Here is a 23,092-nt window from a genome sequence, read left to right on the forward strand (position 1 = left end):
AAAAGTGCGGTACCCAGGTACCGCATTTTTGTTTCTACCCCGACCGTATGTTCAATCACACTTCGAGACTTTTTCATGAGCGACACCCTCTCCCGCCACCGTCAATTGTGTGAACTGCTTACCGAATATGGTCACCAGTACTATGTGCTGGATAACCCTACAGTGCCGGATGCCGAATACGACCGTCTGATGCGCGAATTGATCGCACTGGAGGCTGACCACCCCGAGCTGAAAACCCCGACTTCGCCGAGTGTGCGGGTCGGCGGTCAGCCGCTGACCGCCTTCAAACAGGTGCGCCACGAGATCCCCATGCTGAGTCTGGATAACGTCTTTAGCAGCGAAGAGTTGCTGGCGTTCGAACAACGGATGAGCGATCGCCTCAAGCGTGACGTGCGTTTCACCTTCTGCTGCGAGCCCAAGCTCGATGGTCTGGCGGTGAGCCTGCTCTATGTAAATGGTCAGCTGGTGCAGGCCGCGACCCGGGGCGATGGCGCTACCGGTGAGGAGATCACCGAGAACGTGCGTACCATCAAGGCCATTCCGCTCGCATTGCGGGGCTCTGGCTGGCCCGATCGGCTGGAGGTGCGTGGCGAAGTCTTTATGCCCAAGGCCGGTTTCGAGGCGATGAACGCCAAGGCGCTGGCCGCAGGCGAGAAGGTGTTCGTCAACCCGCGCAACGCCGCCGCCGGCAGCCTGCGTCAGCTCGATTCACGTATCACCGCCAGCCGTCCCCTGAGCTTTTACGCTTACGGTGTCGGTGTTGGCGGCGAGCTGCTCGGTGACTCTCACTTTGGTCGCCTCAATCAGCTCAAGGAGTGGGGGCTGCCGCTCAGTCCAGAGGTGAAGCTCAAAGAGGGGGCTGCCGGTTGTCAGGCGTTCCACGACGACATTCTGGCCCGCCGTGGTGAGCTCCCTTACGAGATCGACGGTGTGGTCTACAAGGTGGATGCCATCCCCCTGCAGGAAGAGCTGGGCTTTGTGGCCCGCGCCCCGCGCTGGGCGACCGCCCACAAGTTCCCGGCGCAGGAGGAGATGACAGAGCTTGAGAACGTCGAGTTTCAGGTCGGCCGCACCGGCGCCGTGACCCCGGTGGCCAAGCTTAAACCGGTGTTTGTCGGCGGCGTCACTGTCTCCAACGCCACCTTGCACAACGCCGACGAGATCGAGCGCCTCGGCGTGATGATCGGCGATACGGTGATCGTGCGCCGGGCGGGGGACGTGATCCCGCAGATCGTGGCCGTGGTGGAGGCGCAACGCCCTGTTGATGCACGCGAAATTCTCTTCCCGACCGAGTGTCCGGTCTGTGGCTCTGCGGTCGAACGGCTGGAAGGGGAAGCTGTTGCCCGCTGCTCCGGTGGCCTGTTCTGCGAGGCGCAGCGCAAGGAGGCGATCAAGCACTTCGCTGCCCGTCGTGCCATGGATGTGGATGGCCTTGGCGACAAGATTGTCGAGCAGCTGGTAGACAAGGGGCTGGTGAAGACTCCCGCCGAGCTGTTCAGCCTCAATGCCATCCAGCTGGCAGGTCTTGAGCGGATGGGGCAAAAATCGGCCCTCAATCTGGTAGCCGCAATCGATGCAGCGCGCAGCACCACCTTGCCGCGCTTCCTGTTTGCTCTGGGGATCCGCGAAGTGGGGGAGGCGACTGCGCTCAACCTTGCCAACCACTTCCTCACCCTGGATGCACTGCGCGCAGCCTCGGTGGAGCAGCTGCTCGAAGTGGCTGACGTGGGCGATGTGGTGGCCAAGCATGTCTACTACTTCCTGCGTCAGCCCCACAACGTGGAGGTGTTGGAAGCCTTGCTGGCTGCCGGCATCCACTGGCCGGCCATCGAGAAGAAAGAGGCCGCGGAGCAACCCTTTGCCGGCAAGACCTTCGTGCTGACCGGTACGCTGACCACCTTGTCGCGCAACGATGCCAAGGCGGCACTGCAGGCGCTGGGGGCCAAGGTGGCGGGTTCGGTATCTGCCAAGACCGATGTGCTGGTCGCAGGGGAAGCGGCCGGTTCCAAGCTGGCCAAGGCACAGGAGCTTGGCATTACCATCTGGAGCGAAGAGGAGTTGCAGCAGGCGCTGCAAGGCCAGAGCTGAGTTCGTCTCTCTGATAAAAAAACAACCCGGTATTCGTGCCGGGTTGTTTTTTATTCCCCCGCTATCACCATTTTTTGCGGGGGTGCAGCAAGCGCCTGAGCAATATTTCCCGAGTGCTCAGTTTGCTCAATCAGTATGGCAACACTCTACAAGGCCACCTGATGCATCAAGCCGAAGGGGGGCATCCTCTCTCGAGGCTTATTCCTGTGGCTTGAGGAAGTTGCGATAGAGCATATAGAGGTGGGCCGAGCTCCAGCTGAAGTTGCTGGCCCCCTGCATGGCGCCGGTCTCCGGATTGTAGTTTTCGCGGATGGGGCCGCTGCCCGCCAAGCCCTCTGCGTTGTTGAATAGCTTGTTGACCAGAGCCTCGGCATCGCTGCGGTAGCCGTAGTTCTCCAGCCCCTTCACCCCGAAGTAGAACTGATCGAGCCATACCCGGCCGCGCCAGTAGATATTGGGGTCGTAGGCCGGGTTGGTGAGTGCGGCTGTGCCCAGCGGAATCTTTGTGTTGAACTCCTGGGCGTTGAGCATCACCTCACGCACCCGCGCCGCTTTCTCCTTGTCTGCGACCTCTGCCCAGAGCGGGCTCCACCCTTCCGGACCACGGCCGCGAGCGGTCAGCAATTTGCCGACGCAGCCGTTGCCGTCAGCAACATCCCCCTGAGCAATCTGACGATCGTAATAGAAGCCTGATGCCTCATCGAACATGCAGCTGTTGATGTAACCAGCCAGCTGGGTCGCGCCATCGCGGTAGCGGCTCGCGTCGTCCGGCTTACCAAGCAGGTCGGCCATATCTGCCAGAATGCGTTTCTCTTTGGCGAGGAAGGCGTTGAGCTCCACTGACTCCTGATCGATGGAGAAACCGATCAAATCGCCATTGTCCTGATGGTTTTCAAAGAAGGCGACGTTCCAGTCCTGACGCGCCTTGGCCAAATCTCCGCCATAGGTCTTGTCGGCATAACGTTGCAGCTGGCCCGGTTCGATAAAGCCGAAGCGGGCGGCGTTGTCCATGCCGGACTCCCAACCGGCGCCGTGCTGGGCACCGATATCCATGTCGCTGTAACCGCCCACGTTCAACACCTGTTGATAGAGCGGCATTCCGGCGCAGGCATACCAGCCATCCCCCTCACTGGTACAGCTGGAGAGATCCAGCCCGGCGGGAATACCGTTGGAGTACTGCACCTTGAAGGTGATATTGCCGTACTCGTCGTTGTGCTCCACATGCTTGGTGGCGCCATATTCGATGATACCGTTGCGGTTGTTGTCCCGCGCGCGGTACCACCAGTCGTGGTAGGCCTGCAGCTTGGGATACATCTCGGCGATAAAGGCCTTGTCCTTGGTGGCGCTGTAGATTTCCCAGATGGCCCAGGCGGAGAGGGGCGGCTTGGTATCGCGCTCGTTCCAGTTGCCACCATCGCCACCGCGATCCGCCAGCTTGTTGTAGAAGACGGCGTCGATCACCATGCCCGCATCCTGCGGTCGTACCGGATCATCCGGCTGTACCTGATAGTCATACATGGCGCGCACGTTGTTCTTGGCGATCTCCGGGTTGAAGTGTGCCATGGCATAGGCGTGCTTCCAGCTGTCCCAGGCCCAGACGCCGTCGAACCAGCGGGCGGTATTGGAGGGGGTTACCCCGTCGTGGAGGATGGCGCCAGCCGGGGAGCGCCAGTTGCCGTTGAGGGTCTCCATCGCCTTGACGGCGATGCGACGCTCCGACTCGGGGATCCCCTGATTGGAGAGACCCTTGGCAAGGTAGCTCTCCCAGCGGCGGATGGAGTCGGCAAAATAGCTGGCCGGGTTGGCCAGCAGGGCTTGACGGCTCTGCTGATGGCGGCTGGCGTCATCTGCGGAGTGGAGATAGCTCTGCAGGGTGTAGATATCTTCGCTCCCCTTGGCGGCCAGGGTAATGCTGGCGTCGCTTTGGTAGCCCAGTGTCTTCTGGTCGAGGGTGGTGCGACTTGGCAGGGTACGGTCGATGCGATAGCGGGCGCTGCCGCTCTGCATGATGTTCCAAGTGCTGCGCAGTTTACCGAACTGGAATTCGATTCCTTTGTCGCTCTCGCTGATGGTGCGAGACCAGCCTGGATATTTGCTGGCAATCGTATCCTTGGCATCCCATTGATTGAGCAACTCACCCTGCCAGTTGAGGTTGAGGGTGAGCGGTGCATCGGTCTGGTTGATGAGTCGGGTGCGGATAAGGGCGGTGCGGGCATCGCCATAACGCAGCTCCAGCTCCAGCGTGAAGGGCTCGAACTCGAAGCGTTGCACCAGCGCACCGGGAATGGCGTACACCTCCTGCTTGCGGGCGCTGGTGAGCGGGAACGGGCGGCCGCTCGCATCGCTCAGGGTGAGCTTGTCCAGCTCGCTGGCAAAGAAGAGGCTGTACTCCTCGGAGATGACCATGGGGCCGGTAAAGCCTCCCCACTCCTTGTCGCTGGCAGGCAGCAGGAAACCGTGCCAGGCCCCCAGATCGAGCAGCGGGTTGTATTTGAGGTTGGAGTAGCTGTCAAAGTCGCGGAATTGGGTCGGTGTTCCCCGACGGTCGATCACGTCCTTGTACTGGATGGCCTGCTCCGGTTTGGCGACTGTGCTGCTCTCTGTCTGGTTATCGTTGCAGGCGGTCAGTCCGAACAGGGCGGTGCCTAGGGCTATCGAGAGTAAAGTTTTACGAAACATTTCTCGCTCCAATTCCGTTTATGTAGGTTAAAAGGAAGATTTTTTACGCTTATTTTTAGTGAAAAGGTGTTCGGTAGCCATTGTATGGCAAGGGGAAAGGGAGCGCTGGCGCGAGATCACACTCTGAAGAGGCGGCAATGTGAGCGGGATCACCGGGTTACATCAGGTTACATAGAATGGTCTTTAAGTAATATTTTACTTTTCGTTGCTCGCCAATCTGGCAGGGCAGGTGTGCAGGTATTGGTGGGGCGTCAGGCCGAACTCCTGTTTGAAGCGGGCGGCAAAGCGACTGGGGGAGTCATAACCGCAGGCGAGGGCGACCTCCAGCGGGGTCAGGCCCTGTTGCAACAGGTTGAGGGCGTGGCTCATGCGTACCTGAGCCAGCAACTGGCGAAAGCTGCGACCTTCGGCGGCCAGCTTGCGCACCATGGAGGCGCGGCTCATGGAGAAGTGGGGGGCCACCGCCTCCAGGGTGTGGTCGATGCCGGGTTCCACCGCCAGGTAGCGTGCCAACCGTTCTGCGAGGGTCATGGTGCTGGCGGGAAAGAGTAACCCGAGGGCGTTGGCGGCCCGCAGCTCGGCATAGAAACCGCGCAGCAGTTCGGCCTGGGTCGCCTCGCTCAGTCCCCGTTCGGCCATGGTGCTGATGAGCTCGAAGCAGAAGGCGAGCCCGGGGGTGACCTTGACGGCGGGTTCCTCCAGATCGGCGTGGGAAGGGGCTGACTCTGCCAGCCATTCTGGTGGCGGCGGAGTGAGCAGCGTGATGGCGTGGGAGCGAAACTTGCCCTGCTCCGGCTGATTGACGAAGGTGAGCTGGTGGCCTGCCGGGATCAGCAGCCACCGCTCCCTGTCAAACGACAGACGTCGCTCGCGCCACCATAGTTGCTTGCTCCCCTGGGTGACCCAGATAAGGGTCGGGGCATAGATGAGCACCCGATGCAGGGGCTGTTGGCGGATCCCGAGATAGTGGCTCTGTTGCAGCAGGGGAGTGCTCATCCGGTTGGCTCCTAGGGGGTGACGAAGGTGGCGGTCAGGGTGGCTTTGCCGAGCGCCATGCTGTTGAGCATGTAGCCTACCATAGCGGGCGGGGTATCAGCCTTTACCTCGAGATCATGGGGCAGGGCCCAGGCGGTGAACTGATAGCGGTGCATGCCCTGACCAGCGGGCGGGCAGGGGCCGCCGTAACCCTGGCTGCCAAAGTCGGTGCGGATCTCCAATCCCTGCTTGAGCTTGCCGGAGGCATTGCTGGCCAGCTCGCTCTGGGTGGCAGGCAGGTTAACCACCAGCCAGTGCCACCAACCGCTGCCGGTAGGGGCATCGGGGTCATAGGCGGTGATGGCAACACTCTTGGTGCCTGCCGGCAGATCCTGCCAGCTAAGTTGGGGCGAGTGGTTGTCGCCGCTGCAGCCAAAGCCGTTGAAGCTGAACTGTTTGGCCATCAGCTGGCCTTCGTGAATATCCGTGCTCTTCAGGGTCATGGCAAAGGCTGGCATGGCCGTCAGGCAGAGCAGTGGCAACAGGGCACTCTGTTTGAGCAATTTCATCGGGTGACTCCTCGTGTGGTAACGGGTTCACTTTAACGAGGGCAGAGTAGAATGTTATTGCAGAACAGCTCAATGTGAGGTCGATTGGTGAGTTAATTGAGCCTTTCGGTGGTTTTATGGCAAGAAGGTAAACGGCAGCCATAAAAAAACCGGCATCAGGGATGCCGGTTTTTTGTTTGACGATGAGAGGTGCGGCTTAGCGCAGGATCATCTCGTCACGGCCCGGGCCGACGGAAACCATCGGAACCGGTACGCCGAGCAGTTCTTCGATACGCAGCACGTACTGCTGGGCCGCTTTGGGCAGCTCTTCGAAGGTGCGGCAGCCGGTGATGTCTTCGCTCCAGCTTTCCATCTGCTCGTAAACCGGCTTCAGGGCAGCGGTTTGCGGCCAAATCGGGTTCTCGGTGTGGGCACCTTCGTAAGCCACGCAGATCTTCAGATCCGGCAGACCGGTCAGGCAGTCCAGCTTGGTCAGGGCCACTTCGGTGGCGGCTTGCAGCTCGACCCCGTTCTTGGTGGCGACGGCGTCGAAGTAACCGACATCACGGGGACGGCCAGTGGTAGCGCCGAACTCATTGGTGATCTTGCGGAACTCGTCCTGGTTCTCCATGGCGGTCAGCAGGGTGCCGGTACCGACAGAGGAGCTGAATGCCTTGGCTACAGCGATGACGCGCTCCGGGCGCAGACCCGGCAGACCGCCACCGATACCGGCGTAGGCGCCGGATACGTGGGAGGAGGTCACCCAGGGGTATTCGCCGTAGATCAGGTCACGGCCAGCGCCCAGCTGGGCTTCGAACAGCAGGGTCTTGCCTTCAGCCTGCAGCGCTTTGAGCGGCATGCTGACGTTGCACACTGCGTCGATCCAGGGTGCAGAGACTTCCAGCAGCCAGTCGGCCATCTCTTGGGCAGTCTGGGTGAATTCGAAGGAGGGGTAGATAGCCTTCATCTGCGGCAGTTTCCAGTCCAGCATGAACTGGATGCGCTCGACCAGCACGTCCGGCTGTTTCAGCCAGCCAACCAGGATCGCTTTCTTCATCACGCGATCGCCGTAGGCAGGGGCGATGCCCTGACGGGTGGAGCCATAGGCGCCGTCACCCAGACGTTGCTCTTCCAGGGTATCTTCCAGTGCGTGCAGCGGCAGGCAGAGAGTTGCGCGGTCAGAGATGGCCAGCTTCGGAGTCACGCCGGAGGCTTTGACTTCCTCGAGCTCGACGGTCAGTTTCTCGGGGCTGATCACCATGCCCGGGCCGAGGACAACCAGGCAATCCGGGTTGAATACGCCACTCGGAACCTGGTGCAGCTTGAAGGTGCCAAGGTCGTTGACCACGGTGTGGCCAGCGTTGTTGCCGCCCTGGAAGCGAATGCTGGCGCCAGCTTGACCTGCCAGATAATCCACGATGCGGCCTTTGCCTTCATCACCCCAGTTAGCACCTACGACTACGATAGACGACATGACTCTTTCTCCTAAGACGTTAGGCGTCCATCCTAGGAGCCTGATGCGGATTAGAAAAATTAATTATCTTTATGATTCCGATAAGAGAGCCATATAATTATGGCCAATTAAGCGGCAAACCGTCCGATTTTTCCTGGCAAGCCCCGCACCTCGCGGGTTGAGGGACTCTTATGCTGGATATTCACTGGCTGCAAACCTTTGTCACTCTGGCCCGATTGCAACATTTTGGCCAGACCGCCACCGAACTGCACATGACCCAGCCCAATGTCAGCCTGCATATCAAGCGGCTGGAGCAGGCGACCCGGGTGCGGCTGATCGAGCGCAGCCCGTTTCGCCTGACGCAGGCGGGGGAGCGACTGCTGCAAAGCGCCGAGCGCACCATTGCCGAGTTGCAGCTCTGCCAGTCCGATCTCAATGCCCTCAACCAGCTGAGTCAGGGGACGCTGGCCATCGCCGCCAGCGACATCATCTCCCGCCTGCTGCTGATCCAGCCGTTCCAGCGCTTCAAGCGGGAGTTTCCCGGCATTGATCTCACCCTGTTCAACACCACTTCGGATCAGGCGGCCGAGCTGGTCAAGGCGGGCAAGGCGGATCTGGGCTTCGTGATGGCGCAAAAGCGCAGCGAGCCGCTCTTCTATACCGAGCTGCAACAGGTAACCTGGTGCGCGCTGGGCCACGGCCTTGCCCGCTGGCAGGCGCGGGCAGTGGCGGGGGAGAGCGATCCCCTCGATGAGCCGACCCTGATCCTGCTCGGTCACGACACCCGCACCCGGGCGCTGATCGACCCATCCCTGCCGCTGTTGGCGTTACCCCCTTGCCGCATCATGGAGGTGGGCAGCGTGGACGCCCAGCTTGATTGGGCCGAGGCGGGCTTTGGTGTCGCCATCGTGCCGGACTTTTCCCTGCATCCGCGCCTCAACCTCACCGCGCCGGTCACCAGCCTCGGCGACTTTCCCGGTACCAGTCTGGGCTACGTGGTGCGCCAGAATCAGGTGTTGTCGCGGGCCATCAAGCAGTTGCTGCACTGGGTAGAGGAGGAGATCCAGAAGCCCAACCCCTATCTGACCCGGGTGATGGAGCCGTAGCGGGGCGGCAAGGTGACTAGGTCTATCGGGGTGACTGTGCCGCCATCAATTGCGTCACTATCGAACGTGCGTAAACAATCAGGGCAGCCGAGGCTGCCCTGATGCATTTGTGGGCGCTGACCATTCAGGGTTGCTGCTGTGTGGCTGCGCTGGCGGCAGGGGAGGGCAGTGTATCGGTTTTATCCTGCGGTGGGGTTTCGTCAGCAACCGGGCTGCTCGCAGGCTGGGTTGCCTGTTCTTGCAGCGCAGTGGCCGCAGAGGCGCCTTGTGGCAACTGAATCGACACGGCAGCCGATGGTGATGGAACCGTTGACGCTGCGGCAGAGGGAGCCACTCTGTCCCCCTCGGTGGTCGGCGTAGCAGTGAGCTCGGAGGTGACCTCAAGTGCCTCTTCGGGCAAGGGATTAACCTCTGTGGCTTCTGTTGCCACTGCGGCCCTGCTGGTGGCGGTCGCGTCAGAGGGCGCAGTCGTCCCGTTGGCGGCGCTCACCGGCCCTGTCGTGGGCACCGCCTCTGAGGCCGATGGCGCTGGTGTTAACGGCTCCGGTGTCAGCTGTTCCGCGGTTAACTGCTCGGGGGTCAGTGGCAAGGGGGCTGGCGGTTGATCCGACATCCCCGCATGGAGGGGCAGCTCGGTTTGCGCCTGCAACTGCTCGGGGGTCACCTTGCTCAGGGCAGGATGCAGCCGACTGAACTGTTTGACCCGGGCCAGCAGGGTATCGCGCACGGTTCGGACGATGGGGTCCGGCAGGCTGGCCAGCGCCACCAGTTCGGCACTCATCCCGATATTGTTGATGGCGGTGGTCTGCCCCGGATAGAGGTTGGCGGCGATGCGGCTGCGCTGGTAATAGGGGTGTTGCTTGAGCAGCGTGTCGATCTGCTCCCCTTCGATGGGGATGAGGCGCACCTTGCAGCGGCTGATCAGGTCGCCGACTGCCAGACTGGGGTGACCGGCCACCACAAAAGCGGCATCCAGCGAGCCATCGCACAGCCCTTCCAGCGGTTCGCTCTCCGACTTGAGCTGATAGGCAGCAAACTGCCCGGGTTGCCATCCCATGGCTGCCATCAGGGCCTGGCTGGTGATCTGCTCACCGGCGCCGTTGTTGCCCGGATAGACCCGTTTCCCTTCGATATCTGCCAGGGTGGTGATGCCGCTATTGGGGGCGGCCAGCAGGGTCAGCGACTCCTGATAGAGGCGAAACAGGCTGCGCAGCTCATTGTTGGCCCCCTGCCCGCTGAAGGGGCCGGTGCCGTGCAGGGCGTGGTGCAACACATCGGATTGCACCAGCGCCAGCTGTACGTCCCCCTTGTCGAGTGCCTTGAGGTTGGCCATCGAGCCACGGGTGCTCTGCACGGTGCAGCTGTCCCCATGCAGGGCATGGCCGGCATTGAGCACCCGGCAGATGGCGCCACCGGTCGGGTAGTAGACCCCATTGAGCGGGCCCGTTCCGATAGTCAGCGCCTGGCTGCCAAATGGGTGCAGCGCAGAGAGTGCACAGAGGGGGAGCAGAAGGTGATGCAAGATCCGTAGAGACATAATTGACCGTTGACTGAGTTGACCGCTGGCTGATGACACAGGGAAAAAGGGATGGGGCTTGCCCATCCCGTTGCTGGCTGATCAGGGCTTGTTGTGGTTGAGGATTGCCCGCTCCATCCGCGCCAGCGCGTCGGTCAGCCGTGCCCTGGTGCAGCCGAAGTTGAGCCGCACGAACTGACCGTCGCCAAACTGGGCGCCGGGGGAGAGGCCAACGCCGGCCTGCTCGAAGAAGGCGATGGGATCGGCAAGGCCAAGGGCGCTCACATCGATCCAGGCCAGATACGTCGCCTGATGACTGGCCAGCTTGACGCCGGGCCAGCGGGCAACTGCTTGCTGGATCAGGGCCAGATTGGCTGTCAGATAGTCGAGTTGCTCGGTCAGCCACTGTTCGCCCCCCTCATAGGCCGCTTCGGCGGCGACAAAGCCCAGCAGGTTGACGTCGGCGCTGATGCCGCGCATCGCCTGTTGCAACCTGAAGCGCAGACGGGCGTTGGGGATAATGGCGAAGGAGCAGCAGAGACCGGCGATATTGAAGGTCTTGCTCGGAGCCATCATCACCGCGCAGCGCTCGGCCGCTTGCGCACTGATGGCGCCGTAGGGAATGTGGCGGGCATTCTTATCCAGCAGCAGATCGCAGTGGATTTCATCGGAGCAGATCACCAGATTGTGGCGCGCGGCGATGGCATCGATGGCCAGCAGCTCGTCACGGGTGAATATGGTGCCGCCCGGGTTGTGGGGGTTGCAGAGCAGCAGCAGATCTGCGGCGGGAGCCTGACGCTCCAGCTCTTCAAGATCCAGCACCCAGCGACCGGCTTCTTCAATCATCGGCACGGTAAGCAGGGGACGATCATTGAAGCCCGGCGCCTGCAGGAAGGGGTAATAGACCGGCTTGGGGGTGATGATACCGCGGCCATGCTGGCTCCACGCCTTGCAGGCAAGGTTGAGCCCCGGCACCACGCCGGGCAGGAACACCAGCCATTCGGGCTCGATGGCCCAGCCATAGCGGGTTGCCATCCGTTCGATAATGAGTTCGATCAGGCGCGGCGAGGGGCGTGAATAGCCGAAAATGCCGTGGGCAACCCGTTTGGTCAACGCCTCAATCACGGACGGGGGAGAGACAAAGTCGGTATCGGCAACCCACATGGGCAGCACATCCTGACCCTTGTACTTGTCCCATTTCAGGCTCATGGTGCCACTGCGGTCTACTTCCTGATCAAAATCAAACATGCGAACTCCTTGTGCTGGCAGGATGGGCTTTCACTCTACGGGGTCGCGGCCTCCCTCGCAAGGCGCACGCCTGCTTATGCATCCTTGAGCCCGCTCTTGATAGTGACATAAGATAGGCGCCGAATTTTCATACGGCTGCCGCCCGTTAGCCCGTATCGTCCCTCCAACCAGTGGTAACCCTATGAGCTTGTCGATAGCGGCGGTCAAACGCCCTGACCCCGTCTCTCTTTCATTTCTTGCCGTGACCTTTATGACCGGCGTCGCGGTGGCACTGCAGGTGCCTACCTTAAGTCTGTTTCTGGCCGAAGAGGTGCAGGTGCGCCCCTTTCTGGTCGGGCTCTTCTATACCAGCAATGCGGTGGTGGGCATTCTGGTCAGCCAGTGGCTGGGCCACCGCTCCGACAACAAGGGGGATCGCAAGCGACTGATCCTGCGCTGCTGTTTTGCCGGGGTGGCGCTCTCCCTGCTGTTTGCCTGGAACCGCAACTACTGGCTGCTGGCGAGTCTGGGGGTCATGCTGGCGGCGCTGGCGGCCACGGCCAGTCCCCAGCTGTTTGCGCTGGCGCGGGAATACTCCGACAGCCGCAACCGGCGGGCTGACATGTTCAGCTCGGTGATGCGAGCCCAATTTTCGCTGGCCTGGGTCATAGGCCCGCCCATCGCCTTCGCGCTGGCCATCGGCTACGGCTTCGAGCTGATGTATCTGGCTTCGGCACTGGCCTACCTGCTCTGCGCCCTGGTGGTGTGGCGCTGGCTGCCCTCTCTCCCTTTGCCCAAGATGGCTGAAGAGAGCGAGCGGGTCAGCAGCTGGCGGGATCCGGCGGTGCGTGCGCTCTTTATCGCCTCCACCCTGATGTGGACCTGCAACAGCATGTACCTCATCAATATGCCGCTTTACATCACCCGCGAGCTCGGGATGGATGAGAAGCTTGCCGGTATCCTGATGGGCACGGCGGCGGCGCTGGAGATCCCCTTCATGCTGCTGGCGGGTTACTACACGGCCCGTTTTGGCAAGCGCCCCATGATGCTGCTGGCGGTGCTGGCTGGTGCGGCCTTTTACACAGGTCTGGTGACCCTCACCGACCAATACGCCCTGATCGCCTTGCAGCTGTTCAACGCCATCTTCATCGGTATCGTGGCGGGGATCGGCATGTCTTACTTTCAGGATCTGATGCCGGGGCGGGCCGGGGTGGCGACCACCCTGTTTGCCAACAGTATCCGCACCGGCTCCATCATGGCAGGGGCCATCGCCGGTGTGGTGGCGGAGGTGTGGAGTTTCCACGGGGTCTTTATGGTGGCGCTGGGATTGGCACTGGTGGCACTGGCCGCCAGCTGGCGGGTGCCCAACGTCTGACGGGGGATCTGGCTGTTATTTGTCGTGTTGGGGCTGGGCGTGCGGAAGCGGCGCTGATTCGCCCTGATATTCGTTGCGCAGGCAGCGCAGCAGCAGCTCGGTCGCGGGGCCGAGAGATTCGGGGGAGAGGGTCAGCAGGTAGGTGTAGAGGTGGCGCTCGTTGCCGCTTTCCAGATCCAGCTGTATGAGTGAACCTTCCGCCAGCTCCCGCTCCACCAGATGACGCGGCAGCCAGGCATAGCCGAGGCCGAGGCGCAGCATGGCGAGCACTTCGTGGTAGTGGGTCGCCTTCCAGCCGGTGTCATCTGCATCGTTCCAGTCCACCGAGCGGTGAATGGGGGGATGAAGGCTGATCTGGTTGTGGCTGGTCAATACGTCGCTGCGGATGGGCCTCTCCTCTTGCGCCAGCGGATGGCTGGCGGCGCAGAGGGGCAGCAGGCACACCTCGTCCAGCAGCAGACCGGTGCGATCGCCGGGCAGGTGCTCGGAGAGCATCAGATCCCCCGGTTGCAGGGCGTTGAAGTGGCAGTGAATGCGTTCGTGCAGGTTGACCCGGCAACCCCGGCTGCGGGGATAGAAGCTGGCCAGGGCCCGATAGAGGCGATCCCTTGGCTGCAGCGCCGAGACATAGAGGTTGATCTGCGGCTCCCACTGCCGCTCCAGGTTGTTGGCCAGATTCTCCAGCTCCTCCACCTGCTGGCTCAACTGACGAGCCCGCTTGAGGAAGATCTCGCCCGCCGGCGTCAGCACCGCCTTGCGGCCGCGCACCTCCAGCAAGGGCACCCCCAGACTCTGCTGCAACTTCGCAACCGCATGATTGAGGGAGGACTGGCTCTTGTTCAGCGCCTCGGCCGCCTGGGCGTAGCCGCCGCAGTCGACCACCGCCTGAAAGATCCGCCATTGCTCAAACGTGCTCTTGGGACGAAACATAGTTCAACCTGATTGGAGATAGGATGGTCAGTGGTTCGAACAGGGAGCCTGTGCCCCCTATTCAATTTAACCCCTGCCGCACAACACTCTGGGTATTTTATTGATTTATTTGGGCTGGGCCACGCAACTTGTTTATTTTGGCTGAGCCACAAAGGTCTGGCCGGTTTTGCCGCGGCTGTCCGACCCCATCAGGTAGAGGTAGAGCGGCATCAGGTCGGCCGGAGTCTTGAGGTTCATGGGATCTTCCGCCGGGAAGGCGCTGGCGCGCATCTTGGTGCGGGTGCCGCCCGGATTGAGGGTATTGACCCGCACACCGGTGTTCTCAAGCTCGTCGGCCAGCACTTCCATCATCCCCTCGATGGCGAATTTGGAGATGGCATAGGTGCCCCAGTAGGCGCGCCCTTTGCGCCCCACGCTGGAGGAGGTGTAGACGATGGAGGCATCGCCCTGCGTCTTGGCAGTCTGGCGTAGCAGCGGCAGCAGCGCCTGGGTCAGCAGGAATTCCGATTTGACGTTGACCTGCATCACCTCGTCCCACTCCTTCTCCTGAATGTGTTCAAACGGAGAGAGGGTGCCAAGCAGACCGGCGTTGAACAGCACGCCGTCGAGGCGGCCAAACTGCTGGGCGAAGGTTTCGGCCATGCCGCGGTAGTGGGCGGCGGTGGCCCCTTTCAGATCCACCGGCACGATGGCGGGCAGCGGATAACCGGCCGCTTCAATCTGGTCATACACGGCTTCGAGTTTGGCGCTGGTGCGGCCGAGCAGGATCACGGTGGCTCCGTGGGCAGCGTAGGTGAGGGCGGCTTCGCGGCCGATCCCGTCGCCGGCACCGGTGACCAGAATGACTTTATCCTTGAGCAGATCGCGGGGTGCCTGATAATCGAGCATGACAACTCCTGTTAACAAATTCCGGCCATAAGTGCATGGCAATCGGCGCCAAGTGTACTGATCCGCGCGCCTGTTTGACCAGCCAGCGGCAAGAAAAATGTGAAGAAAATAGAGAGGTTGTGATGCCCGGGTTGGTTTTTCCGGGCACTGGCTGCGATTTTTTGCGCGCTTCCATCAAACTCCCTAGAATGTGACGAAAACCGATCCATTCTGGAGTCCATCGTGACATTTCTGACCGAATATGGCCTGTTTCTGGCCAAGACAGTGACCTTCCTGCTGGCCATCGGCGCCATCATCCTGATGATCGTCAGCACTCGCCAGCCGAAAGCGCGCAAGGGTGAGCTGGTGGTGACCGATCTCTCGAGCGAGCTGGAGCAGGGGCAGTTTGCGCTCAAGAGCGCGCTCGCCAGCAAGGCCGAGCGCAAGGTGCTGGAAAAGCAGCAGAAAGAGGAGCAGAAAAAGCGCGCCAAGGCCGGTGATGAGCGCAGTCGCCTGTTCGTACTCGATTTCAACGGCAGCATGGATGCCAAAGAGGTGGCCTCCCTGCGCGAGGAGGTGAGCGCGGTGATTGGCGTGGCCCAGCCCGGCGACGAGGTGCTGCTGCGGCTCGAATCCGGTGGCGGCGTGGTGCATGGCTACGGGTTGGCCGCTTCCCAGCTGCAGCGGTTGCGCGATCGTGACATCAAGCTCACCGTGGCTATCGATAAGGTGGCGGCGAGCGGCGGCTACATGATGGCTTGCGTGGCGGACAAAATCCTGTCGGCCCCCTTTGCCATCGTCGGCTCCATCGGGGTGATCGCCCAGCTGCCGAACTTCAACAAGTTGCTGAAAAAGCATGACATCGAATTCGAGATGCACACCGCAGGGCAGTACAAGCGCACCATCACCATGTTCGGCGAGAACGACGATCTGGGGCGCGAGAAGTTTCGTGAGGAGCTGGCGGCGATCCACGAGCGTTTCAAGGCCTTTGTGGCCGAACATCGCCCGCAACTCGATATCGATCAGGTCACGACCGGTGAGCACTGGCTGGCGAGTCAGGCCAAGGGGCTGGGGCTGGTGGATACCCTCTGCACCAGTGATGACTATCTGCTGGCGCAGGCCAGCCACCACAAGGTGATCGGCATCAGCTATCGCAAGCCAAAAAGCCTGACCCAGAAGCTGGGGCAGCAGGGCGCGCAGGCGCTCGAGGCAGGACTTGGGCGGCTGTGGCAGCAGAGCCCCTGGCGCTAAGCCTGGCTCTCTGGCGTTAGCCAGAGGGAAATCCCGCGATAAAAAGGCCAGCCGATGCCCATCGGCTGGCCTTTTTGCATCCGGTTGCACCTTGCTGGCGAGGGTTGTTTCTATTGAGGCCCTCTGTTACAACTGAATGCTTTCCCCGTTTATGACAGGATCTTGTGGTAAGAGCTGCGGGGCATGGAGCATATCGATGTCATGGAGCACCTTCAGGCAATTTACCCCGCTGGTCTGGATCGTCATTCTGGGCACCTTCATGGTGCGCACCAGCTACTACATGGTGTGGCCCTTCCTCTCCATTCTGCTCTATCGGGAGTATGACCTTTCGGCCACCTTCATTGGCCTGTTACTGGGTGGCTCGATGTCCCTCTCTACCCTGGTCAGTTTTTACGGCGGCTGGCTCTCTGATCGCTTCGGACGGCGCAGCATACTGCTGGCCGGTTGTCTGGTGGCGATGATCTGTTCCGGCCTGCTCGGTTTCTCCCATGCGGTGTTCTGGCTCGGGGTCGGGGTGATGGGCAGCGGCCTCTCGTCGGGGCTCATCGATGCCCCCGGTAAGGCGTTGATGGCCGACAGTCTGGCCTCGGCCAAGGCGAGGGAGCTGGCACTGCACCTGCGCTATTTTCTGCTCAACCTGGGGGCTGCGTTGGGGCCGCTGCTCGGGGTGACCCTCGGGATCAACGCCCAGCAGGAGACCTTCCTGTTTCTGGTGGTGAGCTATCTGCTGCTGGCGCTGGCCTTTGGCTGGGGCTTTTGCCGGGCTGGCAGCACAGGCAAGCCGGGGACTGCCGGGCCCGGCTTGCGGGATGCCATCAAGGTGTTGCTGGCGGATCGCGCCTTCCTGCTGCTGGTGATGGCCAATCTCCTGATGGTGCTGGTCTACTCCCAGTTTCACTCGCCGCTGGTGCAATACCTGACTCGGGCCGGTATGCCGCAGGTGGCCGAGCTGGTTGCCCTGCTGGTGGCGACCAATGCCCTGACCGTGGTGCTGCTGCAATTTCCGTTGCTGCGGTTGTTGTCACGCTGGCCGGTACGGGTGCGTCTTCATATCGGTATGGCGCTCTTTCTGGCGGCTCAATTGCTCTTCGCGCTGGGGGACCCGATGGTGCGCAGCCACTGGTTTGGCGCCGTGCTGCTGCTCAGCATCGGCGAGACCATCCTCTTCCCCCTGCTCAACGTGCTGATCGACCAGATGGCCCCCACCCACCTCAAGGGAAGCTACTTTGGTGCCAGCGCACTGGCCGGGTTGGGAGGGGCCGCCGGCGCCCTGCTGGGAGGCTGGATCCTCGAGCAGTGGAGCGGTCAGTGGCTCTATGTGCTGATGGCGCTGCTTTGTGTGGCGATTTTTGCGCTCTATGAGTGGGGGGCCAGAGTACAGCGTCCCGCTGTGGCCACGTCTGTGGTTGAGCGGAGCTGACCCGGTTAACGCGGGGATCTGTGATGCTGAATGTTCAGTGCGTGCTACCCGGCGTCTTCTCTTTGAACGCCTTCTTGGCTGCGTACATCCTCTCGTCGGCGAGCCGGATCAGGTTTAGTCCATCGTCGTAGTGCTCCGGCCCGGTCTGCACTATGCCGATACTGAGGGTGAGATCGCCCAGCTGCTCCTTGACGGTGTTGACCAATCGTTTGAGATAGATATCCCGCGCCTGACTCTCGTTGCAGTTCGGCAGGATCAGGCAGAACTCATCTCCGCCATAACGAAAGCAGCTGTCTTCGGCGCGAAAGACCTGACGGATGCAGTTGCCGACGATGCGCAGGATCTCGTCTCCGCGCTGGTGACCCTCGGTATCGTTGATTTGCTTGAAGTTGTCGATATCGAGATAGGCGATGGCCATGGGTTCGGCACGGCGCTGACAGGTGCGCAGGCTCAGCAGCAACAGCTCGTTGAGGTGGCGAACGTTGAGCAATCCGGTCAGAGCATCGGTGCGGTTCAGCTCCTCCAGTTGTTTGGTACGCTCGCGTACTTTCTGCTCCAGACTCTTGGCATAGTTCTCCGACTTCTCTCTGGAGGACTCTATTTCCGACACCAGACTGCGAATGTAGGTTTCGAAGACCAGAGTGATGTCGAACAGAAAGAGTTTGTCCAGTGCGGCCAGCATGACGAGGCGCTCCGGTTCATCGCGGATCTGCTCGAACATATCCTCGATCAGCAGGGCTTTGAGGGTGTTGATGGCGGCCAGATAGAGCTTGGGTTCGACCCCGATCCGCTTGTGAACCAACCCGATCCGCAGCCGGTTGTTGACGTACTCCAGATCGTAATGGCCGCTGAAGAGATCGAGCACATAGCGCCGTTGCGCGGTGCGCAACCGTATGAGGGTATCGGCATCCCCGATCAACAGGGCGATCTCGGTGATGGCCGTCTGCTGCTGGTAGAAGCGATCCACCAGGGCGTCGATCCGTGGTTCTATCTTGCTGCAATAACTTGCCAGCCGCGCCACATCCTGCTCATTGAGCAGCAATAACTCCTTGCGATGGGCAATTTCGAAGTCGGTGATCCTCATCTGCTCAAGCAGGGTCTGTTCGGTCGGATTCATCGTCGTCCTCGGTTTATTACTGGGCGTTACGCTGTCCGTGAGGTGGGACAAACAAGCAGGCGTGGCAACTGATAGTGTAGTCAGTGAGGCTGGCGGCGCGTGCAATGCCCCCGTATGGCGGGGGCCATGGAGGGTCAGATGAGGGCTAAAGGGGCAAGAGATCCGGAGGGGGAGATCAGAACGTCAGCACCTTGTCGGCGGCGAGGGTCCACTGGGCCAGCATCGGCAGGGTGCCGACCTCAATCCCCTCGATCAGCGGCAGGGCGGTGATGCCACGGGCATCGGTGCAGGTCTTGCACAGGCGAATGGTGACGCCTTGCGCCAGCAGGATCTCCAGCATCTGGCGCAGGTTGTACCCTTCGGCCGGAGCCTGACCGGCCAGTGCTGCACTCACCGCATCGGACATCAGGAACAACTTGAGGCTGGCACCACCCTGTTCGTTGAGGGCGATAGCGAGACGCAGGGCGTTGAACAGGGATTCGCTGCCGTAGGGGGCACCGTTGGCAATGACCACAATTTGTTGATTCATAACAGACTCCTGATTGGAAAGAGCGCCATTGTAGAACCAACAGGGTGCCAATTGCGTGATGTTGAACAACTTCTGTCGCACCTTTTTCCCGCTTGCTTGACCCTGCTGCCGATCGAGGTTTTTATGGTCAGCTCGCAAACAAGAGCGGATGAATCGAGATGTGGAAAGTATTGGGAGCCGGCTTGCTGCTGTTGGCGGGTCAGGCCTTTGGCAGTGAGGCGGTCGGTTGCAAGGCTCGTCTGCAGGCCGTCAACGACCAGCTGGTGTTTGCCAAAGAACACAATAACGCCGGGCAGATTGCCGGGCTGGAACAGGCAGCGCGCAATATCAAGGCCAACTGTACCGATGAAGGTCTGCTCAAGGAGCAGAAAGAGCGGGTTAACAAACTGCGCGGCGAGGTGGACGAGCGCCTGCTCGAGCTGCAGGAGGCGAGAGTCAGTGGCAAACCGGAGAAGATTGCCAAGCGGCAGGCCAGGCTGGAGGAGTCCCAGACCCGGATGCTGGAGGCCCAGCGTGAGCTGGACAAACTGATCCGGCTGGTCGGCAAGTGATGGCCAGCCGCTGAACTCAGGATCAAAAAAGGCCGATTGCTCGGCCTTTTTTCGTTTTATTGCCTGTGCATCCGTACAAATTTCTCCATCAGCTGATCTTCGGTCTCCACATGAGCGGGATCCCAGATGATGCAGTCGATAGGGCAGACACTGATGCAGGTCGGCTTCTCATAGTGACCGACGCACTCGGTGCAGCGACTGGGGTCGATCTCGTAGATCTCCTCACCCAGGCTGATAGCCTGGTTGGGGCACTCGGGATCGCACATGTCACAGTTGATGCACTTGTCGGTGATAAGCAGCGCCATTTCAGGCCGCCGTGTGCGGGTTGCGGGTATCCTGGCTGTCACCCAGATTGCGCAGCAAAATGCCGTAGTTCACATCCAGATCTTTCGGGACCGGCACATAGACTACGTGACCGTTGCCCGGCGCGGTGTCGATAAGCTCGCCCTTGCGGTTCTCCATCTGCTCCAGATTGAAACGGACGTTGCCCTGCGGGGTCATCAGCTCCAGGTTGTTGCCCACCAGGAACTTGTTCTTCACCTCGACCTCGACCATGTCACCTTTGCGACCGGTGATCTCGCCGACAAACTGCTGGGTGTCGGAGACGGAGTAGCCGTAGTCGTAGTTCTGGTATTCGCTGTGGTTGTGACGGCGCAGGAAGCCCTCGGTATAGCCGCGGTGGGCCAGATTTTCGAGGGTGCCCATCAGGCTGCGGTCGAACGGACGACCCGCCACCGCATCGTCGATGGCCTTGCGGTAAACCTGAGCGGTACGTGCGCAGTAGTAGAAGGATTTGGTGCGCCCTTCGATTTTCAGGGAGTGAACGCCCATCTTGGTCAGTCGCTCGACGTGCTCGACGGCGCGCAAGTCCTTGGAGTTCATGATGTAGGTGCCGTGTTCGTCCTCGAACGCGCTCATGTACTCGCCCGGGCGATTGGACTCTTCCAGCAGCACCAGCGCATCAGTCGGCTTGCCAAGGCCCAGGGTGTTGTCCGGACGCACTGCGATGGGCTCCTGACGGTGGACGATCTGGCCCACGTCATCTTCTTTACCTTCGTGCACCTTATACTCCCAGCGGCAGGAGTTGGTGCAGGTGCCCTGGTTGGGGTCTCGCTTGTTGATATAGCCGGAGAGCAGGCAGCGGCCGGAGTAGGCCATGCACAGCGCGCCGTGAACGAACACTTCCAGCTCCATCTCCGGCACCTGCATGCGGATCTCCTCAATCTCGTCCAGCGACAGCTCGCGGGAGAGGATGGCGCGGGTCAGGCCCATTTGATGCCAGAACTTCACCGTGGCCCAGTTGACCGCGTTGGCCTGCACCGAGAGGTGAATGGGCATATCCGGGAAGGCTTCACGCATCATCATGATAAGACCGGGGTCGGACATGATCAGCGCATCCGGCTTCATCTCAACCACAGGGCGCATGTCGCGGATAAAGGTCTTGAGCTTGGAGTTGTGGGGCTGGATGTTGGCCACCACATAAAACTGCTTGCCCAGCGCATGGGCTTCGTTGATGCCCAGTTGCAGGTTTTCGTGATCGAATTCGTTGTTGCGCACCCGCAGGCTGTAGCGAGGCTGACCGGCATAGACGGCATCGGCGCCATAGGCATAGGCGTAACGCATGTTCTTGAGGGAACCTGCGGGGGAGAGCAATTCTGGTTTAAACATGGCGGACTCTTTATATCTGATTGCAAATCAGGACGATGCCACCTGATGGCATCGTAGTGGTTGAGTTGCGGTGCAAGATGCCCTCCGAGAGGAGGCTCAATGCAGCGCGACCCGATGACGGCATATCCGGGGCTATCTAAAGAAGATGCGCCGGATATTCGGGGTGCGAGATTGTACTCGCCCCCACGTCATCATGCAATTTGGCAGGAAATTGTTGGCAGCGCGAGCCGACAGAATGCCGAAATGAAACAGCCGCTCAGGCCCAACGGGAGAGGGGGGAGGGCATGGCGTAGACGTAACCCTGTTGATAGTCACAGCCGAGCTGATCGGCAATCTCGATATGGGTCTGGTTTTCCACCCCTTCGCACACCACCTTCATGCCGAGTCGCTGCAGGTACTCCACCAGTCCGGTCAGCATGCGCAAGGCATGGCTACTCCTGGTCGCTTGCAGCAGCAGAGAGCGATCCAGCTTGATGACCTCGTAGGGGAGCGCCATCACTCGCTGAAAATTGCACTCCTGGGTGCCAAAGTCATCGCAGGCGATATGGGCACCGTGGCTGCGCAACACTTCTATCAGTGCCAGCTCCTTGTGTTGTAGCGGGGAGTGCTCGAGTACCTCGAACCAGATGTCGAGCCCTACCTTGCGCGCCTGGAGCAGTACCAGCAACAACAGGTTCTGGTAGGTGGGGCTGTTCAGTGCTGGGTTGAGGTTGATTGAGAGCAGACTGGTGCTGCTCTGCGCGAGCGTCGGCAGGTCTCGTAGAATCGCTCTGAGCATGACGATGTCCAGATGCAGGGACTCCTCATCGTTGAGGGAGAGAAAGTCGATCCCCTGATAGCGCTGCTGGCGTGGTTCCCAGCGTCTGGCCAGCGCCTCAAAGCCAATGATCTGGCTGTTCCGGTCAACGATCGGGGAGCTGAGGGGGTTAAGCGTACGGTACGAAGAGTCAGTTGTTGTCGAGGGAGAACTGAAATAAGGGGAACTGCTCACTCATAAAATCGCGGGGTGTATGGCCATTACCAGCGCCAGCCAGCCACTCCCAGTCCAGTCTTGGCGAGCCCGCTTTGAAGCGTTGATAGGCAACGCCCTGATGAATGGTCAGAAAGAGGGTCGTGGGGAGTCCCAGCTTGTTGCTGTAGCGCACCATCAGATCGCCCTGATAGTCGTTGCTGATTCTGATTTTGAGTGCCTGCAGTGTCAGACCTGTTGCGTGGCCATGCTCATCCCAGACTTCAAACATGATGTGAACACTCTGATGTTGATGATGCCACGATGAGCAAGGTGGGATGCAATTGCAACTGTCAAATCTGACAAGGGCGGAAAGTGTTAGTGGGCAAGAAAGCGAAAACCCGGCGCAAGGCCGGGCTTTCTTAATGATGGTGGAGGGAGAAGGATTCGAACCTTCGAAGGCAGAGCCGTCAGATTTACAGTCTGATCCCTTTGGCCGCTCGGGAACCCCTCCACAGGGTATTGCATATTGCGTTCAGGAAGATGGTGGAGGGAGAAGGATTCGAACCTTCGAAGGCAGAGCCGTCAGATTTACAGTCTGATCCCTTTGGCCGCTCGGGAACCCCTCCACGGGGTATTTTCCTGAATTTTTGCACTTGAATGGTGGAGGGAGAAGGATTCGAACCTTCGAAGGCAGAGCCGTCAGATTTACAGTCTGATCCCTTTGGCCGCTCGGGAACCCCTCCCCAAGTGCGAGGCGCATACTATCAGATCCAGAGGCTTTGTGAACCCCTTGATTAGGCATCTGGCAGTAAAAAATGACTGTTCGTCGATTTTTTGATA

At 60.6% G+C, this 23,092-nt stretch carries 20 protein-coding genes and 3 tRNA genes; 6 read left to right on the forward strand and 17 right to left on the reverse strand.

The genetic code is table 11. The features are described from left to right. Nucleotides 1-75: 75 nt before the first annotated feature. Nucleotides 76-2,088 (forward strand): NAD-dependent DNA ligase LigA, encoded by a 2,013-nt coding sequence (gene ligA, locus ACTG2G_RS17155; protein ID WP_439985670.1) that lies wholly within the window; start codon nucleotides 76-78, stop codon nucleotides 2,086-2,088. Between the two features lie 198 nt (nucleotides 2,089-2,286). On the opposite strand, the gene ygjK is transcribed toward ligA, so the two are convergent. The 4 genes from ygjK to ACTG2G_RS17175 all read right to left on the reverse strand — a co-directional run bounded on the left by ygjK (nucleotide 2,287) and on the right by ACTG2G_RS17175 (nucleotide 7,764). After that, nucleotides 2,287-4,767 (reverse strand): alpha-glucosidase, encoded by a 2,481-nt coding sequence (ygjK, locus tag ACTG2G_RS17160; RefSeq protein ID WP_421386205.1) that lies wholly within the window; start codon nucleotides 4,765-4,767, stop codon nucleotides 2,287-2,289. A gap of 195 nt (nucleotides 4,768-4,962) precedes the next feature. Further along, the gene (locus ACTG2G_RS17165; protein ID WP_042054529.1) at nucleotides 4,963-5,763 is read right to left on the reverse strand and encodes a helix-turn-helix transcriptional regulator; all 801 of its coding nucleotides are present in this window, start codon (nucleotides 5,761-5,763) and stop codon (nucleotides 4,963-4,965) included. 11 nt (nucleotides 5,764-5,774) lie between these two features. Further along, nucleotides 5,775-6,311, reverse strand: coding sequence for a YbhB/YbcL family Raf kinase inhibitor-like protein (locus tag ACTG2G_RS17170; protein ID WP_421386206.1), 537 nt, complete (start codon nucleotides 6,309-6,311; stop codon nucleotides 5,775-5,777). Between the two features lie 196 nt (nucleotides 6,312-6,507). Then, nucleotides 6,508-7,764 (reverse strand): adenylosuccinate synthetase, encoded by a 1,257-nt coding sequence (locus ACTG2G_RS17175; protein WP_005362191.1) that lies wholly within the window; start codon nucleotides 7,762-7,764, stop codon nucleotides 6,508-6,510. A gap of 170 nt (nucleotides 7,765-7,934) precedes the next feature. Here ACTG2G_RS17175 and ACTG2G_RS17180 point away from each other — a divergent pair, with 170 nt between their 5' ends. After that, on the forward strand, nucleotides 7,935-8,849 hold the full coding sequence (locus tag ACTG2G_RS17180) for a LysR family transcriptional regulator (protein ID WP_005353868.1): 915 nt from the start codon (nucleotides 7,935-7,937) through the stop codon (nucleotides 8,847-8,849). A 124-nt stretch (nucleotides 8,850-8,973) separates the two neighbouring features. Here the strand turns inward: ACTG2G_RS17180 and ACTG2G_RS17185 are convergent, their stop codons facing one another. Continuing rightward, on the reverse strand, nucleotides 8,974-10,386 hold the full coding sequence (locus ACTG2G_RS17185) for a TAXI family TRAP transporter solute-binding subunit (RefSeq protein ID WP_421386207.1): 1,413 nt from the start codon (nucleotides 10,384-10,386) through the stop codon (nucleotides 8,974-8,976). Nucleotides 10,387-10,467: 81 nt separating this feature from the next. Next, nucleotides 10,468-11,613 carry a MalY/PatB family protein gene (locus ACTG2G_RS17190; protein ID WP_421386208.1) on the reverse strand — a complete coding sequence of 382 codons (1,146 nt, stop codon included), beginning with the start codon at nucleotides 11,611-11,613 and terminating at the stop codon, nucleotides 10,468-10,470. 181 nt (nucleotides 11,614-11,794) lie between these two features. Here ACTG2G_RS17190 and ACTG2G_RS17195 point away from each other — a divergent pair, with 181 nt between their 5' ends. After that, nucleotides 11,795-12,967, forward strand: coding sequence for an MFS transporter (locus tag ACTG2G_RS17195; protein WP_421386209.1), 1,173 nt, complete (start codon nucleotides 11,795-11,797; stop codon nucleotides 12,965-12,967). Nucleotides 12,968-12,982: 15 nt separating this feature from the next. Here the strand turns inward: ACTG2G_RS17195 and ACTG2G_RS17200 are convergent, their stop codons facing one another. Together ACTG2G_RS17200 and ACTG2G_RS17205 are read right to left on the reverse strand one after the other, a co-directional pair. After that, nucleotides 12,983-13,897, reverse strand: coding sequence for a LysR family transcriptional regulator (locus tag ACTG2G_RS17200; RefSeq protein WP_421172063.1), 915 nt, complete (start codon nucleotides 13,895-13,897; stop codon nucleotides 12,983-12,985). 132 nt (nucleotides 13,898-14,029) lie between these two features. Beyond that, nucleotides 14,030-14,785: a YciK family oxidoreductase gene (locus tag ACTG2G_RS17205; protein ID WP_040069067.1), complete on the reverse strand. Its 756-nt coding sequence runs from the start codon at nucleotides 14,783-14,785 to the stop codon at nucleotides 14,030-14,032. A 222-nt stretch (nucleotides 14,786-15,007) separates the two neighbouring features. Here ACTG2G_RS17205 and sohB point away from each other — a divergent pair, with 222 nt between their 5' ends. Together sohB and ACTG2G_RS17215 are read left to right on the forward strand one after the other, a co-directional pair. Then, nucleotides 15,008-16,015, forward strand: coding sequence for a protease SohB (sohB, locus tag ACTG2G_RS17210; RefSeq protein ID WP_439985671.1), 1,008 nt, complete (start codon nucleotides 15,008-15,010; stop codon nucleotides 16,013-16,015). 196 nt (nucleotides 16,016-16,211) lie between these two features. Continuing rightward, entirely contained in the window at nucleotides 16,212-17,435 is a 1,224-nt protein-coding gene (locus ACTG2G_RS17215; RefSeq protein WP_429205241.1) for an MFS transporter, read from the forward strand. Nucleotides 17,436-17,469: 34 nt separating this feature from the next. On the opposite strand, the gene ACTG2G_RS17220 is transcribed toward ACTG2G_RS17215, so the two are convergent. Both ACTG2G_RS17220 and ACTG2G_RS17225 read right to left on the reverse strand, forming a co-directional pair. Then, the gene (locus ACTG2G_RS17220; protein WP_439985672.1) at nucleotides 17,470-18,552 is read right to left on the reverse strand and encodes a diguanylate cyclase domain-containing protein; all 1,083 of its coding nucleotides are present in this window, start codon (nucleotides 18,550-18,552) and stop codon (nucleotides 17,470-17,472) included. 175 nt (nucleotides 18,553-18,727) lie between these two features. Further along, entirely contained in the window at nucleotides 18,728-19,081 is a 354-nt protein-coding gene (locus ACTG2G_RS17225; protein WP_005334901.1) for a DsrE/DsrF/TusD sulfur relay family protein, read from the reverse strand. Nucleotides 19,082-19,239: 158 nt separating this feature from the next. Here ACTG2G_RS17225 and ACTG2G_RS17230 point away from each other — a divergent pair, with 158 nt between their 5' ends. Beyond that, nucleotides 19,240-19,632: a DUF1090 domain-containing protein gene (locus tag ACTG2G_RS17230; RefSeq protein WP_139463471.1), complete on the forward strand. Its 393-nt coding sequence runs from the start codon at nucleotides 19,240-19,242 to the stop codon at nucleotides 19,630-19,632. Between the two features lie 56 nt (nucleotides 19,633-19,688). Here the strand turns inward: ACTG2G_RS17230 and ACTG2G_RS17235 are convergent, their stop codons facing one another. From ACTG2G_RS17235 to ACTG2G_RS17265, 7 genes are all read right to left on the reverse strand, one after another. Beyond that, on the reverse strand, nucleotides 19,689-19,937 hold the full coding sequence (locus ACTG2G_RS17235) for a YfhL family 4Fe-4S dicluster ferredoxin (protein ID WP_005334896.1): 249 nt from the start codon (nucleotides 19,935-19,937) through the stop codon (nucleotides 19,689-19,691). Between the two features lies 1 nt (nucleotide 19,938). After that, nucleotides 19,939-21,300 carry a prephenate-dependent tRNA uridine(34) hydroxylase TrhP gene (trhP, locus tag ACTG2G_RS17240; protein ID WP_005334895.1) on the reverse strand — a complete coding sequence of 454 codons (1,362 nt, stop codon included), beginning with the start codon at nucleotides 21,298-21,300 and terminating at the stop codon, nucleotides 19,939-19,941. 256 nt (nucleotides 21,301-21,556) lie between these two features. Beyond that, nucleotides 21,557-22,210 (reverse strand): EAL domain-containing protein, encoded by a 654-nt coding sequence (locus tag ACTG2G_RS17245; RefSeq protein ID WP_439985912.1) that lies wholly within the window; start codon nucleotides 22,208-22,210, stop codon nucleotides 21,557-21,559. 37 nt (nucleotides 22,211-22,247) lie between these two features. Beyond that, nucleotides 22,248-22,541, reverse strand: coding sequence for a hypothetical protein (locus tag ACTG2G_RS17250; protein WP_421386212.1), 294 nt, complete (start codon nucleotides 22,539-22,541; stop codon nucleotides 22,248-22,250). Nucleotides 22,542-22,678: 137 nt separating this feature from the next. Beyond that, a tRNA-Tyr gene (locus ACTG2G_RS17255) sits at nucleotides 22,679-22,763 on the reverse strand. A 30-nt stretch (nucleotides 22,764-22,793) separates the two neighbouring features. Beyond that, nucleotides 22,794-22,878, reverse strand: a tRNA-Tyr gene (locus ACTG2G_RS17260). A gap of 32 nt (nucleotides 22,879-22,910) precedes the next feature. After that, nucleotides 22,911-22,995: transfer RNA gene (locus ACTG2G_RS17265), tRNA-Tyr, on the reverse strand. Between the last annotated feature and the right edge of the window lie 97 nt (nucleotides 22,996-23,092).

The organism is Aeromonas sp. 55A, from assembly GCF_051919665.1.
Classification (GTDB): Bacteria; Pseudomonadota; Gammaproteobacteria; order Enterobacterales; family Aeromonadaceae; genus Aeromonas; species Aeromonas veronii.

Bases quoted from the DNA above. Each gene is read 5' to 3' on its own strand.
- trhP (WP_005334895.1), bottom strand. From the start codon at position 21,300: ATGTTTAAACCAGAATTGCTCTCCCCCGCAGGTTCCCTCAAGAACATG.
- ACTG2G_RS17165 (WP_042054529.1), bottom strand. From the start codon at position 5,763: ATGAGCACTCCCCTGCTGCAACAGAGCCACTATCTCGGGATCCGCCAA.
- ACTG2G_RS17190 (WP_421386208.1), bottom strand. From the start codon at position 11,613: ATGTTTGATTTTGATCAGGAAGTAGACCGCAGTGGCACCATGAGCCTG.
- ygjK (WP_421386205.1), bottom strand. From the start codon at position 4,767: ATGTTTCGTAAAACTTTACTCTCGATAGCCCTAGGCACCGCCCTGTTC.
- ACTG2G_RS17175 (WP_005362191.1), bottom strand. From the start codon at position 7,764: ATGTCGTCTATCGTAGTCGTAGGTGCTAACTGGGGTGATGAAGGCAAA.
- ACTG2G_RS17220 (WP_439985672.1), bottom strand. From the start codon at position 18,552: ATGAATCCGACCGAACAGACCCTGCTTGAGCAGATGAGGATCACCGAC.
- ACTG2G_RS17200 (WP_421172063.1), bottom strand. From the start codon at position 13,897: ATGTTTCGTCCCAAGAGCACGTTTGAGCAATGGCGGATCTTTCAGGCG.
- ACTG2G_RS17170 (WP_421386206.1), bottom strand. From the start codon at position 6,311: ATGAAATTGCTCAAACAGAGTGCCCTGTTGCCACTGCTCTGCCTGACG.
- ACTG2G_RS17225 (WP_005334901.1), bottom strand. From the start codon at position 19,081: ATGAATCAACAAATTGTGGTCATTGCCAACGGTGCCCCCTACGGCAGC.
- ACTG2G_RS17205 (WP_040069067.1), bottom strand. From the start codon at position 14,785: ATGCTCGATTATCAGGCACCCCGCGATCTGCTCAAGGATAAAGTCATT.
- ACTG2G_RS17180 (WP_005353868.1), top strand. From the start codon at position 7,935: ATGCTGGATATTCACTGGCTGCAAACCTTTGTCACTCTGGCCCGATTG.
- ACTG2G_RS17185 (WP_421386207.1), bottom strand. From the start codon at position 10,386: ATGTCTCTACGGATCTTGCATCACCTTCTGCTCCCCCTCTGTGCACTC.
- ACTG2G_RS17230 (WP_139463471.1), top strand. From the start codon at position 19,240: ATGTGGAAAGTATTGGGAGCCGGCTTGCTGCTGTTGGCGGGTCAGGCC.
- ACTG2G_RS17195 (WP_421386209.1), top strand. From the start codon at position 11,795: ATGAGCTTGTCGATAGCGGCGGTCAAACGCCCTGACCCCGTCTCTCTT.
- ACTG2G_RS17250 (WP_421386212.1), bottom strand. From the start codon at position 22,541: ATGTTTGAAGTCTGGGATGAGCATGGCCACGCAACAGGTCTGACACTG.
- ACTG2G_RS17215 (WP_429205241.1), top strand. From the start codon at position 16,212: ATGTCATGGAGCACCTTCAGGCAATTTACCCCGCTGGTCTGGATCGTC.
- ligA (WP_439985670.1), top strand. From the start codon at position 76: ATGAGCGACACCCTCTCCCGCCACCGTCAATTGTGTGAACTGCTTACC.
- ACTG2G_RS17235 (WP_005334896.1), bottom strand. From the start codon at position 19,937: ATGGCGCTGCTTATCACCGACAAGTGCATCAACTGTGACATGTGCGAT.